Source organism: Oerskovia gallyi, from assembly GCF_014836745.1.
GTDB classification, from domain to species: Bacteria; Actinomycetota; Actinomycetes; order Actinomycetales; family Cellulomonadaceae; genus Oerskovia; species Oerskovia paurometabola.
In genome coordinates this window covers 232,724-249,172 of record NZ_JACSQE010000006.1, presented here as the reverse complement: position 1 = coordinate 249,172, position 16,449 = coordinate 232,724, and the positions used below count along the sequence as shown (strand labels likewise).

The 16,449-nt window shown below is 72.1% G+C and carries 16 protein-coding genes; all 16 read left to right on the top strand.

What is annotated here, in order from left to right; all coding sequences use genetic code 11:
- The first annotated feature begins 1 nt into the window (after nt 1).
- The 16 genes from H9640_RS09645 to H9640_RS09570 all read left to right on the top strand — a co-directional run bounded on the left by H9640_RS09645 (nt 2) and on the right by H9640_RS09570 (nt 16,370).
- Entirely contained in the window at nt 2-988 is a 987-nt protein-coding gene (locus H9640_RS09645; protein ID WP_372440728.1) for a phosphatidylinositol mannoside acyltransferase, read from the top strand.
- A gap of 2 nt (nt 989-990) precedes the next feature.
- Nucleotides 991-2,202, top strand: coding sequence for a glycosyltransferase family 4 protein (locus H9640_RS09640; RefSeq protein ID WP_191790530.1), 1,212 nt, complete (start codon nt 991-993; stop codon nt 2,200-2,202).
- Nucleotides 2,199-2,870, top strand: coding sequence for a hypothetical protein (locus tag H9640_RS09635; protein ID WP_191790485.1), 672 nt, complete (start codon nt 2,199-2,201; stop codon nt 2,868-2,870). Before H9640_RS09640 ends, H9640_RS09635 begins: the two co-directional genes overlap by 4 nt.
- Nucleotides 2,871-2,991: 121 nt before the next feature.
- A complete protein-coding gene (gene pdxS / locus H9640_RS09630) occupies nt 2,992-3,915 on the top strand; it encodes a pyridoxal 5'-phosphate synthase lyase subunit PdxS (RefSeq protein ID WP_191790484.1) in 924 nt (307 codons plus the stop codon).
- Between the two features lie 58 nt (nt 3,916-3,973).
- Entirely contained in the window at nt 3,974-4,591 is a 618-nt protein-coding gene (locus tag H9640_RS09625; protein ID WP_318243722.1) for an NUDIX hydrolase, read from the top strand.
- 93 nt (nt 4,592-4,684) lie between these two features.
- Nucleotides 4,685-5,347, top strand: coding sequence for a pyridoxal 5'-phosphate synthase glutaminase subunit PdxT (pdxT, locus tag H9640_RS09620; RefSeq protein WP_191790528.1), 663 nt, complete (start codon nt 4,685-4,687; stop codon nt 5,345-5,347).
- A 7-nt stretch (nt 5,348-5,354) separates the two neighbouring features.
- Entirely contained in the window at nt 5,355-6,113 is a 759-nt protein-coding gene (locus tag H9640_RS09615) for a YebC/PmpR family DNA-binding transcriptional regulator (protein ID WP_138824356.1), read from the top strand.
- Nucleotides 6,114-6,199: 86 nt separating this feature from the next.
- Nucleotides 6,200-6,763: a crossover junction endodeoxyribonuclease RuvC gene (ruvC, locus tag H9640_RS09610; protein ID WP_191790483.1), complete on the top strand. Its 564-nt coding sequence runs from the start codon at nt 6,200-6,202 to the stop codon at nt 6,761-6,763.
- Between the two features lie 135 nt (nt 6,764-6,898).
- The gene (ruvA, locus tag H9640_RS09605) at nt 6,899-7,546 is read left to right on the top strand and encodes a Holliday junction branch migration protein RuvA (RefSeq protein WP_191790527.1); all 648 of its coding nucleotides are present in this window, start codon (nt 6,899-6,901) and stop codon (nt 7,544-7,546) included.
- Entirely contained in the window at nt 7,539-8,672 is a 1,134-nt protein-coding gene (gene ruvB / locus H9640_RS09600) for a Holliday junction branch migration DNA helicase RuvB (RefSeq protein ID WP_191790482.1), read from the top strand. Before ruvA ends, ruvB begins: the two co-directional genes overlap by 8 nt.
- 116 nt (nt 8,673-8,788) lie before the next feature.
- Nucleotides 8,789-9,220, top strand: coding sequence for a preprotein translocase subunit YajC (gene yajC, locus H9640_RS09595; RefSeq protein WP_191790481.1), 432 nt, complete (start codon nt 8,789-8,791; stop codon nt 9,218-9,220).
- Between the two features lie 82 nt (nt 9,221-9,302).
- Nucleotides 9,303-11,108 carry a protein translocase subunit SecD gene (gene secD, locus H9640_RS09590; RefSeq protein WP_191790480.1) on the top strand — a complete coding sequence of 602 codons (1,806 nt, stop codon included), beginning with the start codon at nt 9,303-9,305 and terminating at the stop codon, nt 11,106-11,108.
- Nucleotides 11,108-12,226: a protein translocase subunit SecF gene (gene secF, locus H9640_RS09585; protein WP_191790479.1), complete on the top strand. Its 1,119-nt coding sequence runs from the start codon at nt 11,108-11,110 to the stop codon at nt 12,224-12,226. The genes secD and secF overlap by 1 nt, the downstream gene beginning before the upstream one ends.
- A gap of 6 nt (nt 12,227-12,232) precedes the next feature.
- Nucleotides 12,233-12,805, top strand: coding sequence for an adenine phosphoribosyltransferase (locus H9640_RS09580; protein ID WP_191790478.1), 573 nt, complete (start codon nt 12,233-12,235; stop codon nt 12,803-12,805).
- A gap of 56 nt (nt 12,806-12,861) precedes the next feature.
- On the top strand, nt 12,862-15,177 hold the full coding sequence (locus tag H9640_RS09575; RefSeq protein ID WP_191790477.1) for a RelA/SpoT family protein: 2,316 nt from the start codon (nt 12,862-12,864) through the stop codon (nt 15,175-15,177).
- An 86-nt stretch (nt 15,178-15,263) separates the two neighbouring features.
- On the top strand, nt 15,264-16,370 hold the full coding sequence (locus H9640_RS09570; RefSeq protein ID WP_191790476.1) for an ATP-dependent DNA ligase: 1,107 nt from the start codon (nt 15,264-15,266) through the stop codon (nt 16,368-16,370).
- The last annotated feature ends 79 nt before the right edge of the window (nt 16,371-16,449 follow it).

Here is a 16,449-nt window from a genome sequence, read left to right as displayed (position 1 = left end):
CGTGGGGGTGAGTGCTGACAAGGCGTTCACGTTCGCGTGGCGCAACGCGCACAAGGTGCCGGAGCCGCTGCTGCGGGGGTTGTTCACGGCGATCGCGGACGTGGCGTGGGCGACGCGCAAGGGGGGCGTGCCGCAGCTGGAGAGGAACCTGGCGCGGGTCCGTCCGGACCTGGACGCGCGGGGCCTGCGCCGGCTGAGCCGGGCGGGCATGCGCTCGTACATGCGGTACTACCGCGAGGCGTTCACGCTGCCGGCGGCGTCCCCTGCGCAGATCGAGGCGCGGGTGCGGTTGGAGGGGTACGAGAACTGCCAGCGGTTCACGTCGCAGGGGGTGACCCCGGTGCTGGCGCTGGGGCACATGGGCAACTGGGACCTGGCGGGGGCGTACGCGACGCCGCACATCGCTCCGGTGCTGACGGTCGCGGAGCGGCTCAAGCCCGAGGAGCTGTTCCAGGAGTTCCTGGCGTTCCGCAACTCGTTGGGGATCGAGATCCTGGCGCTGGGGGACGGGGACGTGTTCCGTGAGCTGATGCGCGGTGCGCGGGGGCCGGGCAAGCTCATCCCGTTGCTCGCCGACCGTGACCTGACGTCGCGGGGCGTGGAGGTGGACCTGTTCGGTGAGCGGGCCCGGGTGGCGGCGGGACCGGCCGCACTGGCGGTCTCGACGGGGGCGCCGTTGTTGACGGCCTCGATCCGGTACGAGCGGTTGACGGGGGTGCGTCGTCGGGCGGCGGGGACCCCGTGGGGGATCGTGATCCGGTTCTTCCCGCCGGTCACGGTGCCGGACGGTGTGCCGCGCAGCGAGCGGGTGGCGGCGGTGACGCAGGCGTGGGTGGACCAGCTGGCGGAGGGCGTCGCCGCGGACCCGGAGGACTGGCACATGCTGCAGAAGGTGTTCGTGGCGGACCTGGACCCGGACCGGTACGCCCGGACGCGGGCGAAGGACGCGCAGGGTTCGACTGGTGGAGGGGCGGTGGGCTCGGCATGAGCCTGAAGGTCGGGATCGTGTGCCCGTACTCGTTCGACGTCCCGGGCGGTGTGCAGTTCCACATCCGGGACCTGGCGGAGGCGCTCATGGCGCAGGGTCACGAGGTGTCGGTGCTGGCGCCGGCGGACGAGGACACTCCCATCCCGGACTACATCACGTCCGCGGGGCGTGCGGTGCCGGTGAAGTACAACGGTTCGGTGGCGCGCATGACGTTCGGCCCGGTCACCGCGGCGCGCGTGCGCCGCTGGTTGGACGCGGGCCAGTTCGACGTGCTGCACCTGCACGAGCCGGTGACGCCGTCCCTGAGCATGCTGGCGCTGTGGATCGCGCAGGGGCCGATCGTGGCGACGTTCCACACGGCCCTGATCCGGTCGCGGGCGCTGCAGGTGGTGTACCCGCTGGTGCGGCAGAGCCTGGAGAAGATCTCGGCGCGCATCGCGGTCTCGGAGGACGCTCGGCGCACCCTCGTGGAGCACATGGGTGGTGACGCGGTCGTGATCCCGAACGGGGTGTACGTCGACACGTTCGCCGCCGCGGAGCCGTCGGCGAGGTGGCAGGGGACGCCGGACGCGCCGACGATCGCGTTCCTGGGGCGACTGGACGAGCCGCGCAAGGGCCTTCCGGTCCTGACGGCCGCGATCCCGCGCATCCTGGAGCAGGTCCCGGGGGCGCGCTTCCTGGTCGCGGGTCGCGGGGACCAGGGGCGTGCCGACGCCCTGGAGGCCCTGGGCGAGGCCGCGAGCGCCGTGGAGTTCCTGGGGTCGATCTCGGACGAGGAGAAGGCGTCGCTGCTGTCGTCGGTGGACCTGTACGTCGCTCCGCAGACGGGCGGTGAGAGCTTCGGGATCGTGCTGGTGGAGGCGATGAGCGCGGGGGCGTGCGTGGTGGCTTCGGACCTGGGGGCGTTCCGCCGGGTCCTGGACGAGGGGGAGGCGGGGGCGTTGTTTCCGGTGGGGGACTCGGCCGCGCTGGCGGAGACGGTGGTGCGGGTCCTGGCGGACCCTGCGGGCCGGGAGCGGTACTGCGAGCGGGCGATCTCGTTCGTGCGCAGGTTCGACTGGTCGACGGTGACGGCCGAGGTGCTCGCGGTGTACGAGATGGCGTTGGCGGCCTCGGACGCCGTGATCCCGGTGCACGAGGACCCGGCGTCGTTGCGTGGCGGCCGCCGGTTGGGGTTGTGGCCCCGCGCGGAGCAGGAGAGGAACCCGTCGTGACGTGGTCGGAGATCGCCATCATCGTGGTGGCCGTGGTGCTGGTGGCGGGGTGGGCCCTGTGGGTCGCGGCCTCGCGGCTGGACCGGTTGCACCGCAAGGTCATGGCGTCGCGGCTGGCGCTGGACGCGCAGCTCGAGCGGCGTGCGTCGGCGGCCCTGGACCTGGCGGGGGCGGGGGAGCTGGACCCGGCGAGCTCGGTCCTGGTGGCGGAGGCCGCGTACGCGGTCCTGGACGACGACCTGCGCATGCGGGAGGTCGCGGCCGCGGTGCCGGGCCTGGCGGAGCTGGTGGTGGCCCCGGAGGGGGTGCGCAGGCCCGACGGCGGCGCACCGCTGGTGCAGGCGCCTCGCCTCCTGGCGGGGGTCGGGATGCAGCGCGCGATGGCGGAGAGCGACCTGTCGGCCACGTTGCGCGCGGCGCTCGAGGACCCGCAGGACGTCGCGGAGATCCGCGCCTCGCCCCTGGGGGCCGACCTGCTGGCCGCGCTGGCGGGGGCCTGGTACCGGGCGCAGATCGCCCGCCGTTTCCACAACGAGGCCGTCGCGCAGACGCAGCGCCTGCGCCGCACCTGGTACGCCCGGGCGTTCTCCCTGGCGGGGCACGCGCCCATGCCGGTCACGGTCGAGCTGGACGACGCCTGGCCCTCGGGGTTGGACCGCAACCCCTGAGCGGTCGCCGTGCCCGAGGGGTGAGCGCGCGTCCGTAGACTGGTGGTGACGTGCAAGCATGTCGGCGGCGCGAGCGTGACCCCTGCTCGTGCGTCCCAACGTGAAGATTCGAGGTTTCGCGGTGTCCGTGGAGAATTCCGGCGAGAACAGCCCCCAGGTGACCGACGTCGTCGGCTCGGCCAAGGTCAAGCGCGGCATGGCCGAGATGCTCAAGGGCGGCGTCATCATGGACGTCGTCACCCCTGAGCAGGCGAAGATCGCCGAGGACGCCGGCGCGGTGGCCGTCATGGCGCTCGAGCGCGTCCCGGCGGACATCCGCGCCCAGGGCGGCGTCTCGCGCATGAGCGACCCCGACATGATCGACGGCATCATCGCGGCCGTCTCGATCCCCGTCATGGCCAAGGCCCGCATCGGCCACTTCGTCGAGGCGCAGGTGCTGCAGGCCCTGGGCGTCGACTACATCGACGAGTCCGAGGTCCTGACCCCGGCCGACTACGCCCACCACATCGACAAGTGGGCGTTCGACGCGCCGTTCGTGTGCGGGGCGACGAACCTGGGCGAGGCCCTGCGCCGTATCACCGAGGGCGCGGCCATGATCCGCTCCAAGGGCGAGGCCGGCACGGGCGACGTGTCCAACGCGACGACGCACATGCGCACGATCCGCGCCGAGATCCGCCGCCTGACGTCCCTGCCCGAGGACGAGCTGTTCGTCGCGGCCAAGGAGCTCCAGGCGCCGTACGAGCTCGTCAAGGAGGTCGCCGCGACGGGCAAGCTCCCCGTGGTCATGTTCACCGCGGGCGGCATCGCGACCCCGGCCGACGCCGCCATGATGATGCAGCTCGGCGCCGAGGGCGTGTTCGTCGGCTCCGGCATCTTCAAGTCCGGCAACCCCGCCCAGCGTGCGGCCGCGATCGTCAAGGCCACCACGTTCTACGACGACCCGGCCGTCCTCGCGGACGTCTCGCGCGGCCTGGGCGAGGCCATGGTCGGCCTCAACGTCGACGAACCCGCGCGATCGATCCAGTTCGCCGAGCGCGGCTGGTGACCCCGCCGGCCGGTCGGGGCGTCCCGGAGCCCCGGGGGCACTCCTGCGTGTCCCCCTCGTGACGGGCACCCCCGACCGGCCCGCCGGCACCACCCCGGCCCGGGTGGACGCACCCGCTGCGCCCACCCCGTCCGCCCCGACGTCCCTCGGCCCCGACTGGGTCCTGGGCCCCGACGGGCTGCGCCACCGGCGCGGCGCCCGCGTCCTGCTCCTCGACGCCGCGGACCGCGTCCTGCTCGCCCGCGGCCACGACACCGACCAGCCCGACCGCTCCTGGTGGTTCACCATCGGCGGCGGCATCGAACCCGGCGAGAGCGACCTCGACGCCGCGGTGCGCGAGGTCCGCGAGGAGACCGGGCTGCACCTGGACCCCACCGCGCTCGAGGGCCCCGTGTGGACCCGCTCCGCGATCTTCGACTTCTACCGCGAACGCTGCCGACAGGACGAGGTCTTCTACCTCGCCCGCCTCACCGACCAGCACACGAACCGTCCCCTGACCCGCGACGGCTGGACCGAGGTCGAGCACGACGTCGTCGACGAGATGCGCTGGTGGACCCTGCCCGAGCTGCGCGCCGTGACCATCGAGGTCTTCCCCGCCGGGCTGCCCGACCTCCTCCAACCGCTCCTGCACGGCTGGGACGGGAGCACCCGCCACCTCGGCGAAGCCACCGAGTAGCCCACCCGGCCCCACCCGCCCGGCGAGCACCCGGGCCGAGCGCCGCCGTCGGGCACCCACGCAGCGCGCGGCAGGCGGCGCGTACGATGGGCGATCGTGAAACCGGTCATTGGAGTCCTCGCCCTGCAGGGCGACGTCCGCGAGCACGTGGCCGCCCTCGAGGTGGCCGGCGCCCGCGCCGTCACCGTGCGGCGCCCCACCGAGCTCGCCGCGATCGACGGCCTCGTGCTGCCCGGCGGGGAGTCGACCACGATCGACAAGCTGCTGCGGATCTTCGAGCTGTTCGACCCGCTGCGCACCGCGATCGGGGCCGGGCTGCCCGTGTACGGGTCGTGCGCGGGCATGATCCTGCTCGCCGACCGCGTCCTGGGCGCCACGCACGACCAGCAGACCCTCGGCGGACTGGACGTCACGGTGCGCCGCAACGCGTTCGGGCGCCAGGTCGACTCGTTCGAGTCGTCCGTCGAGATGTCGGGCGTCCGCGGCGGGCCCGTGCCCGCCGCGTTCATCCGCGCCCCCTGGGTCGAGGAGACCGGCCCCGGGGTCCAGGTCCTGGCACGCACCCGCCACCGGGGCGCCTCGGTGCCCGCTGCGCCGGCCCGGGCCGCGGACGCGGCCCCCTCCGCGGGCGCGGGCGAAGACGCAGGTAGAATCGTCGCAGTACGTCAGGGAACGTTGCTCGCCACCTCCTTCCACCCCGAGATCACGGGCGATGCGCGGGTGCACGAGCTCTTCGTCGCAATCGTGAAGGAGTAACAGGGGTATGTCAGGACACTCCAAGTGGGCTACGACCAAGCACAAGAAGGCCGTGATCGACGCCAAGCGCGGCAAGCTGTTCGCCAAGCTCATCAAGAACATCGAGGTCGCGGCCCGCACGGGCGGCGGGGACCTCGCCGGTAACCCCACGCTCTTCGACGCCGTCCAGAAGGCCAAGAAGTCCTCGGTCCCCAACGACAACATCGACCGCGCCCTCAAGCGCGGCTCGGGCCAGGAAGCCGGCGGCGCCGACTACCAGACGATCATGTACGAGGGCTACGGCACGGGCGGCATCGCCGTCCTCGTCGAGTGCCTCACCGACAACAAGAACCGCGCCGCCGCCGAGGTCCGCATCGCGTTCACGCGCAACGGCGGCCAGCTCGCCGACCCGGGCTCGGTGTCCTACCTGTTCTCCCGCAAGGGCGTCATCGTGGTCCCCAAGGAGGGCACCACCGAGGACGACGTCATGGAGGCCGTCCTCGAGGCGGGCGGCGAGGAGGTCACCGACGAGGGCGACACGTTCGAGATCCTCACCGAGGCCACCGACCTCGTCGCGGTCCGCACCGCGCTGCAGGACGCCGGCATCGAGTACGACTCCGCCGACGTCGTCTTCCACCCCTCCATGGAGGTCGAGGTCGACGCCGAGGGCGCCCGCAAGATCCTGCGCCTCATCGACGCCCTCGAGGACAGCGACGACGTGCAGAACGTCTACGCGAACTTCACCGCGAGCGACGAGGTCATGGCCGAGCTCGAGAACGACGACTGACCCACCCCCTGGTGTGACGAAGGGCTCCCGCGCGACGGCTCGCGTGGGAGCCCTTCGTCGTGGGCGGCCCGTGAGAAGGTGAGCGCGTGCGCGTGCTCGGAGTGGACCCAGGACTGACCCGTTGCGGGATCGGCGTCGTCGACTCGCTGCCCGGACGGCGCGCCCGCATGGTGGCGGTCGGGGTCCTGCAGAGCCCGCCCGACCAGTCGGTCGACCTGCGCCTGCTCACCATCTCCCAGCGCCTCGACGTGTGGATGGACGAGCACGTCCCGGACGTCGTGGCCGTCGAGCGCGTCTTCGCGCAGCACAACGTCAGCACCGTCATGGGCACCGCGCAGGTCGCGGGTCTCGCGATGGTCGCCGCGGCCCGTCGCGGCGTGCCCGTCGCGATGCACACCCCCAGCGAGGTCAAGGCCGCCGTGACCGGCACCGGCCGCGCCGACAAGATCCAGGTCCAGCGCATGGTCGCGCGCATCCTCGAGCTCGGCGAGCTGCCCAAGCCCGCCGACGCCGCCGACGCCCTGGCCCTCGCGATCTGCCACCTGTGGCGCCCGGCGGGCGCCCTGCAGGGCGGGGACCGGCACCAGCTCACCCCCGCGCAGCGCGCCTGGGCCGCGGCCGAGCAGGCCTCGCGCGGCCGACGCGGCTGACACCGGCCCCACGTGCCCGACGGCGAGGCTCGACCGGGAGCACCGCCGCCCGTTGCTAGAGTGGCCCACGGTTCGTACAGGTGTTCGGGACCGGCCGCTCGTGGCCGGGACCCGCGAGGAAGCATGGAGGGCACAGTGATCGCTTCGCTGTCGGGCACGGTCGCGGACGTCCGCCTGGACCGCGCCGTCATCGACGTGGGAGGCGCCGGGGGAGCCGTGGGCTACCTCGTCCACGCGACCCCCGCGACCCTGTCCGCGCTGCGCGTGGGCGAGCCCGCGCGCCTGGCCACGAGCATGGTCGTCCGCGAGGACTCCTTCACGCTGTTCGGGTTCGCCGACGACGACGAACGTGCCGTGTTCGAGGCCGTGCAGACCGTCAGCGGCGTCGGCCCGCGCCTGGCCCTGGCCATGCTCGCGGTGCACACGCCCGACGGGCTACGCCGCGCCGTCGCGGGGGAGGACATCGCCGCGCTCATGCGCGTGCCCGGCATCGGGCGCAAGGGCGCCCAGCGCATCGCGCTCGAGCTCGGCGACCGGCTCGGGGCACCCACCGGCACGGGCGCGGACGACCCGGCCGGCACGGGCGGCCCCGGCGGTGCCGTGGTCGACGACCAGCGCGACCAGGTCGTCCAGGCGCTCGTGGGCCTCGGGTGGAACCCCAAGGCCGCCGAGGACGCCCTCGCCACCGTCCTGACCCAGGCCGGGGCCGACGCAGTCGCGCCCGACGAGATCGCCGGCGCGCTGCGCGCCTCGCTGCGGGTCCTGGGCGGCCCCCGTGGCTGACTTCGACCGCGTCGGCTACGAGGAGGGGAACGAGCCGTTCACGTCCGAGCGGATCGTGACCTCGACGGCCGACGACCTCGAGCGAGCGGCCGAGGCCGCCCTGCGACCCAGGCGCCTCGAGGAGTTCGTCGGGCAGCTCGTCGTGCGCGACCAGCTCTCCCTCGTGCTCCAGGCGGCCCTCGCACGCGGGGCGACGCCCGACCACGTCCTGCTCTCGGGCCCGCCCGGGCTCGGCAAGACGACCCTCGCGATGATCATCGCCGCCGAGCTCGGCACCTCGCTGCGCGTCACGTCCGGCCCCGCGATCCAGCACGCGGGCGACCTCGCCGCGGTCCTGTCCTCGCTCGAGGAGGGCGAGGTGCTGTTCATCGACGAGATCCACCGCCTCGCGCGCCCCGCCGAAGAGCTGCTGTACGTCGCGATGGAGGACTTCCGGGTCGACGTCGTCGTCGGCAAGGGGGCCGGGGCCAGCGCCATCCCGCTGTCCCTGCCGCCGTTCACCGTCGTGGGCGCCACCACGCGCGCCGGGCTCCTGCCCGCCCCGCTGCGCGACCGCTTCGGGTTCACCGGACACCTCGACTTCTACTCCGCCGAGGAGCTCGAGCGCGTCATCATCCGCTCGGCCGGGCTGCTCGGCGTCGAGATCAAGCACGCCGCCGCCCACGAGATCTCGGGCCGTTCCCGCGGCACGCCCCGCATCGCCAACCGGCTGCTGCGCCGCGTGCGCGACTGGGCACAGGTGCGCGGCGACGGGACCATGGACCTGCGGGCCGCCCGCGCGGCACTCGAGGTCTACGAGGTCGACGAGCTCGGCCTCGACCGCCTCGACCGGGCCGTCCTGGGAGCCCTGTGCACGCGGTTCGGCGGCGGCCCCGTGGGCCTGAGCACCCTCGCCGTGACCGTGGGGGAGGAGTCCGAGACGGTCGAGACCGTCGCCGAGCCCTTCCTCGTGCGCGAAGGGCTGATCGGCCGCACCCCGCGCGGTCGCGTCGCGACCCCCGCAGCCTGGGCGCACCTCGGGCTGACCCCGCCCGACCCGCTGGCACCCCGCGGACCGGGCGGCGGACTCGGGCAGCGGACGGGCTCGGCGAGGTCGGGCGGCACCCTGTTCGACACGGGGGCCTAGACTGGAGGAATCTGAGCGGCGGAACTCCACGGCCGGACGGTTCGTTGGTGATCCGTACGCGTGCGCCTAGACTGCCGCGCAGATCCCAGCACAGAACAGGAACCGGTCACCCCGTCATGGACTTCAGCCTCATCCTCATCCTCGCTCTCGCCGCCGGAGCGATGTTCCTCATGACCAACCGGTCACGCAAGGCCCAGAAGGAAGCAGCCGCCTTCCGCACCAACCTGGCCCCCGGCCAGGAGGTCATGACCGGCTCCGGCCTGTTCGGGACCATCGTCGACGTCGACGAGGAGAAGGACATCATCACGATCGAGTCCACCCCCGGCACCCAGACGCGCTGGCTGCGCGCGGCGATCGCCAAGCTCGTCGAGCCGCCCGTCGAGGAAGAGGGCACCGACGAGCTTGCCGAGGGCACCGAGAAGGACGCGGTCTACGGCGACGCGACCACCTCCTCGGCGGACGACGACGTCCTGGACGTCCCGGACGACCTGTCCGGGCTCACGGACAAGCCGGGGGACAAGCGGGACGACGGCACCGACAGCAAGTGACACCACGTCGCACCCCGATCCCGGGGTGCGACGTCGACCCGCGCCATCTCGCGATGTCGCGCGCACGAGAAGAGACGGATAGTTGGCCACCTCCAACACACGACGCGCCAGGCCCGTACGCACCCTGGTAACCCTCGCTGTACTGATCCTCGCGTTGTTCGCGTCGATCTTCGCCGGCACCAAGTGGTCGGACGCGAGCCTCACCCCCGGACTCGCCCTCGACCTGGAGGGCGGCACGCAGATCATCCTGACGCCGATCGCCTCCGAGGGGCAGGTCACCGACGAGACGATCACGCAGGCGATCAACGTGATCCGCCAGCGCGTCGACTCCTCGGGCGTGACCGAGGCCGAGATCACCAGCCAGGGCAACAACATCGTCGTCGGGCTGCCCGGCACCCCGAGCGACGAGACGCTCGACCTCGTGCGCAAGTCCGCGCAGATGCGGTTCCGCCCGGTCCTGACCGTCGGCGCCCCCACCCCGGTGGAGACCGGGACCCCGGCCGAGGCTCCCGCTGAGCCTGAGACGCCCGTCGTCCCCGCTAACCCGAGCGACCTCGCCCAGATCACCCCGGCGATCCAGGCCGAGTTCGACGCGCTCGACTGCACCGACCCCAAGAACCTCACCGGTGGTCTGGGCGACCAGCCCGACGCACCCCTGGTCACGTGCGCCGACGACGGCAGCGCCAAGTACATCCTGGGACCGGTCGAGATCGAGGGCACCGAGATCTCTAACGCGAGCTCGGGCATGGGCACCACGGCGCAGGGCGTGAGCACCGGCCAGTGGGTCGTCAACCTCGAGTTCAACAACGAGGGCACCGAGGCCTTCAAGGACACGACGACGCGCCTCTTCTCCCTGCCCTCCCCGCAGAACGCTTTCGCGCTCGTGCTCGACGGGCTCGTCATCTCCGCCCCGACCGCCAACGCCGTCATCACCGACGGCAAGGCCGAGATCTCCGGCAGCTTCACCCGTGAGAGCGCGGCCCTGCTGGCCAACCAGCTCAACTTCGGCTCGCTCCCGCTGACCTTCGAGGTCCAGAGCGAGCAGCAGATCTCCGCGACCCTCGGCAGCGAGCAGCTCGAGAAGGGCCTCATCGCGGGCGCGATCGGTCTCCTGCTCGTCGTCATCTACTCGCTCTTCCAGTACCGGGCCCTGGGTCTGGTCACGGTCGCCTCGCTCGGCATCGCCGCGGTCCTCACCTTCGGGGTGATCCTGCTGCTGTCCTGGACGATCGGGTACCGGCTCTCGCTGCCCGGTGTCGCGGGCATCATCGTCGCGATCGGTATCACCGCGGACTCGTTCATCGTGTACTTCGAACGCATCCGGGACGAGCTGCGCGACGGCCGCACCCTGAACTCGGCCGTCGAGAAGGGGTGGGACCGCGCACGCCGCACCATCCTGGCCTCCGACGCGGTCAACTTCCTCGCCGCGGTCGTGCTGTACTTCCTGGCCGTGGGCGGTGTGCGCGGCTTCGCGTTCACGCTGGGACTGACGACCCTGATCGACCTGATCGTGGTCTTCATGTTCACGCACCCGGTCATGCAGCTCCTCGCGAGGACCAAGTTCTTCGCCAGCGGGCACCCGGCCTCGGGTCTCGACCCGCGCCGCCTCGGAGCGACCACCCGCTACGCCGGACGGGGGCGGGTCGCCCGCCCCGGGACCACCGAGGACAAGGACGCACCTGTCACCGACGCCCCCGTCGACGAACCGTTCGGCAGCCCCACCCGTGAGAAGGTCGGTGCCGGCGCGAGCCTCCAGGGCGCGACCGGGGGCGAGGGCACCCGCCTGACGATCGCCGAGCGCCGCGCCGCGGCCCGGCGGGCGGCCGAGTCCGACGCCCCCACCACCGGCTCCTCGACCGAGGGCGACAAGAACGAGGAGAACCTCTGATGGCGCAGGGATTCGCCCAGTGGGGCAACGACCTCTACACGGGTCGCAAGTCCTACCAGATCGTCGGCCACCGCCGCCGCTTCTACATCATCGCGATCGTGATGGTCGTCCTGTCGTTCGGGGTCCTGCTCACCAAGGGCTTCAACCTCGGCATCGACTTCCGCGGCGGCTCGGAGTTCGTCGTCTCCAACGTGAGCGACACCAGCCAGCAGCCCGCGATCGACGCCGTGGCCGAGGTCGCGCCGGACGAGGTGCCGCGCGTGACGACCGTCGGTGGAAGCGCGATCCGCGTCCAGACCGACCGCCTGACCGCGGACGAGGTCACCGAGGTCCGCGACGCCCTCGCCGGGGCCTACTCCGTGACCGAGAACGACGTCACGACCGCGTTCATCGGCCCCAGCTGGGGCAAGGACGTGTCCCAGAAGGCCATCACGGGCCTCATCGTCTTCCTGGCCCTGGTGGGTCTCGTCATGACGATCTACTTCCGCAACTGGCGCATGGCGGCGGCCGCGCTCATCGCGCTGTTCCACGACCTCATCATCACGGTCGGGATCTACGCGGCGATCGGCTGGGAGGTCACCCCCGCGACCGTGATCGGCTTCCTGACGATCCTCGGGTACTCGATCTACGACACGGTCGTGGTCTTCGACAAGGTCCGGGAGAACACGCACGGCATCCTCGACCAGACCCGCAGCACCTACGCCGAGCGCGCGAACCTCGCGGTCAACCAGACGCTCGTCCGGTCGATCAACACCTCGGTCGTGGCGCTGCTGCCCGTGAGCGCCATCCTGTTCATCGGCGCGTTCCTCCTGGGCGCCGGCACGCTGCGCGACATCTCGCTCGCGCTGTTCGTCGGCATGGCTGTCGGTGCCTACTCCTCGATCTTCCTGGCCACGCCCCTGGAGGTCACGCTGCGCGAGCGCGAGCCCGCCATCAAGGAGCACACCCGGAAGGTCCTGGACAAGCGCGCCGCGAAGGTCGCCGACGCCGCGCAGTCCTCGGACGGCACGGCCAGGGACGCTGCGCTGGCCGCCGCCGGGGTCCAGGGTGCGGCCCAGCTCCAGCCGGGCTCCCACCAGGGCGTCAAGGCGCAGCCGCGACGCAAGCGGGGGCACTGACCCCTCATGAGCGCCAGCAGCATCCTTCCCGTCGGGCTGACCGGCCTGGGGGACGAGCGCGCGGCCGAGGTCCTCGGACTGATCCGCGACGTCCCGGACTACCCCCAGCCCGGCGTCACGTTCCGTGACATCACCGGTCTGCTCGCCGACGGCAGGGCGCTCGGCGACGTGGTCGACTCCCTCGCGGCCTTCGCCGCGGGGGGCGTCGACCTCGTCGCCGGTCTGGAGGCCCGCGGCTTCCTGATCGGCGCCCCGCTCGCGACCCGCCTCGGCGTCGGCTTCCTGCCGCTGCGCAAGGCCGGCAAGCTCCCTCCGCCCACCGAGACGGTGACCTACGACCTCGAGTACGGCACCGCCTCGATCGAGCTGCGCACCGGGACGCTGACCTCCGGCGCGCGGGTGCTGGTCGTCGACGACGTCCTCGCCACGGGCGGGACCGCCTCAGCCGGCGCCGAGCTGGTCGAACGCTGCGGCGGGGTCGTGGTGGGCGTCGCGTTCCTGCTCGAGCTCGACGGCCTGGGGGGTCGCGAACGGCTCGCGGGCCGCCAGGTCGACACGCTCCTGCGCGTGGAGTCGTAGGATTGCCACTCCGACGGACGTCGAGGTTCTCCGGCGATCAGGGTGAGGAGGCACGCATGAGCGAAGAGACACGGACCGGTCGGTCCACGAGCGACAGCGGGCAGTCCTCGGCAGCACGGGTACGTTCACGGTTGGTGCGGTTCGGCGTCCGGGGGAGCCAGGGCGGCATCCCCGCGCTCGAACCCGTGCTCCAAGCGGTGCGGACCAACCACCCCAAGTCCGACCTCTCGGTCATCGAGCGTGCGTACGCGACCGCGGAGAAGGCCCACCGCGGCCAGCTGCGCAAGAGCGGCGACCCCTACATCACGCACCCCGTCGCGGTCGCGACGATCCTCGCCGACCTCGGCTTCGACGGTGCGACGCTCGCCGCCGCACTGCTCCACGACACGGTCGAGGACACCGAGTACTCGCTCGAACGCCTCACCGAGGAGTACGGCGATGAGATCGCCATGCTGGTCGACGGCGTCACCAAGCTCGACAAGGTGACGTACGGCGACGCGGCGCAGGCCGAGACCGTGCGCAAGATGGTCGTGGCCATGGCCCGCGACATCCGCGTGCTCGTCATCAAGCTCGCCGACCGCCTGCACAACGCCCGGACCTGGAAGTTCGTCCCGTCGTCCTCCGCCGAGCGCAAGGCCCGCGAGACCCTCGAGATCTACGCGCCGCTCGCGCACCGCCTCGGCATGAACACCATCAAGTGGGAGCTCGAGGACCTGTCGTTCGCGACGCTCTACCCCAAGGTGTACGAGGAGATCGTGCACCTGGTCGCCGAGCGCGCGCCGGCCCGCGAGGAGTACCTCGCCGTGGTCCGCGAGCAGGTGACCGCGGACCTGCGCACCGCGAAGATCAAGGCGACCGTGACCGGGCGCCCCAAGCACTACTACTCGATCTACCAGAAGATGATCGTGCGCGGGCACGACTTCGCGGAGATCTACGACCTGGTCGGCGCACGAGTCCTGGTGGACACCGTGCGGGACTGCTACGCGGCGCTCGGCGCCCTGCACGCGCGATGGAACCCCGTCCCCGGGCGGTTCAAGGACTACATCGCGATGCCGAAGTTCAACATGTACCAGTCGTTGCACACCACGGTCATCGGCCCTGGTGGCAAGCCCGTCGAGATCCAGATCCGCACGCACGACATGCACCGGCGTGCCGAGTACGGGGTCGCGGCCCACTGGAAGTACAAGGAGGTCGCCAAGTCGAGCGGCGCTCCGGACACCGCCTCGACCGACATGCAGTGGCTGCGTCAGCTCGTCGACTGGCAGCGGGAGACGGCGGACCCCTCGGAGTTCCTCGACTCGCTGCGTTTCGAGATCGGCGGCGCCGAGGTCTACGTCTTCACGCCCAAGGGCGACGTCATCGCGCTGCCCGCAGGCTCGACCCCCGTCGACTTCGCGTACGCCGTGCACACCGAGGTCGGCCACCGCACCATGGGTGCGCGCGTCAACGGCCGGCTCGTCCCCCTCGACTCCACGCTCGAGAACGGCGACGTCGTCGACGTCCTGACGTCCAAGTCGGAGACGGCGGGACCCAGCCGGGACTGGCTCGCGTTCGTCTCCAGCCCGCGTGCCCGCAACAAGATCCGCCAGTGGTTCTCCAAGGAGCGCCGCGAGGAGGCCGTCGAGCACGGCAAGACCGCGATCGCCAAGGCCATGCGCAAGCAGAACCTGCCGATCCAGCGACTGCTCAGCCACGAGTCCCTCGTGGGTCTCGCCAACGAGATGCGCTACCCCGACGTCTCGGCGCTGTACGCGGCGATCGGCGAGGGGCAGGTCTCGGCCGCGAGCGTCGTGCAGAAGCTCGTGCACGCCATGGGCGGCGAGGACGGCGCGTCCGAGGACCTCGCCGAGGTCGCCCGCCCCGGGCACACCTCACGTCGCCCCCGCACGGGCGACCCGGGCGTGGTCGTCAAGGGCGTGGACGACATCTGGGTCAAGCTCGCCAAGTGCTGCACCCCGGTGCCGGGCGACGAGATCATCGGCTTCATCACGCGCGGCCAGGGCGTCAGCGTCCACCGCGCGGACTGCGCCAACGTGGTGGGGCTGCGCAACCAGCCCGAGCGCATCGTCGAGGTCGACTGGACGACGGGTGGCAACGCCCTGTTCCTGGTCCAGATCCAGGTCGAGGCGCTCGACCGCTCGCGCCTGCTCTCGGACGTGACCCGGGTCCTGTCGGACCACCACGTCAACATCCTGTCCGCGACGGTCTCGACGTCGAACGACCGGGTCGCGATGTCCCGCTTCGTGTTCGAGATGGCCGAGCCCGGGCACCTGGCCACGGTCCTGTCCGCGGTCCGCAAGATCGACGGCGTGTTCGACGTCTACCGGATCACGGGCTCCAAGGCGGAGGAGCGCCCTCAGCTGCCGGCCTGATACGGCAGCGCTGCGGTGGGCACGGCCCGACGGCGTCGCTCGCCGTTCGGCGGGTGCCCGCGCGTTGCCGGTGGCAGCATCGGGGGATGGACCTGCCCGTGCTGCCGCCCACGCTGCCCATGCTCGCGAAGTCGGTCTCGGGCGTCCCGGACCCCGCCGCGGTCGAGGGCGGGCTGGTGTTCGAGCCCAAGTGGGACGGGTTCCGGGCGATCGTGTACCGCGACGGCGAGGAGGTGCGCCTCGACAGCCGCAGCGCCAAGCCCATGGAGCGGTACTTCCCCGACGTGGTGGCGGCCGTGCTCGACGCCCTGCCCGAGCGGTGCGTGGTCGACGGCGAGATCGTGCTCCCGCAAGGGGGCCGGCTCGACTTCGAGGCGCTCCAGCAGCGCATCCATCCCGCGGCCTCCCGCGTCGCACGGCTGGCGGCGGAGACACCGGCGAGCCTCGTGGTCTTCGACCTCCTGGCGCTGGGCGACGACGACGTCACGGCCGAGCCGCTGAGCCGTCGCCAGGAGCTGCTCGCGGGCCTGGGGCTCGACGGTCCGCGCGTGCACCTGACCCCGCGCACCACGGATCGGGCGGTCGCGCAGGAGTGGTTCGAGGCGTTCGAGGGCGCCGGGCTCGACGGCGTCGTCGCCAAGCCGCTCGCGGCGCCCTACCAGCCGAACAAGCGCGTCATGCTCAAGGTCAAGCACGAGCGCACGGCCGACGTCGTGCTCGCGGGCTACCGCCTGCACAAGACCTCGACTCCCGAGGAACCGCTGCTCGGGTCGCTCCTGCTGGGGCTGTACGACGACGCGGGGGGCCTGCAGTTCGTGGGCGTCGCGGCGTCGTTCCCCAGGGCGCGCAGGGCCGAGCTCGTGAACGAGCTGGCTCCGCTCGTGCTCGATCCCGGCAGCCCCGACGCGGCCGAGCACCCGTGGGCCGGGTGGGAGAGCCCCGGCACGGGGCGCATGCCCGGCGCACAGTCACGCTGGAGCGGTTCGAAGGACCTGTCGTTCGTCCCGCTGCGGGTCGAGAAGGTGCTCGAGGTCGCGTACGACCACATGGAGGGCACCAGGTTCCGGCACACCGTCCAGCTCCGGCGCTGGCGCGCGGACCGCGAGCCGTCGTCGTGCACGTACGACCAGCTCGAGGAGCCCGTGAGCTATCGCCTCGACGAGCTGCTGCCGGGGGCGCCGGGTGTGGCGTGAGGGCTGCGTGGGGGCTGGTGGCGGTGGGTCAGGCGGTCCCGGGGGTGCCTACGGCGCTGACCTGTCCCCAGAAGGTCGC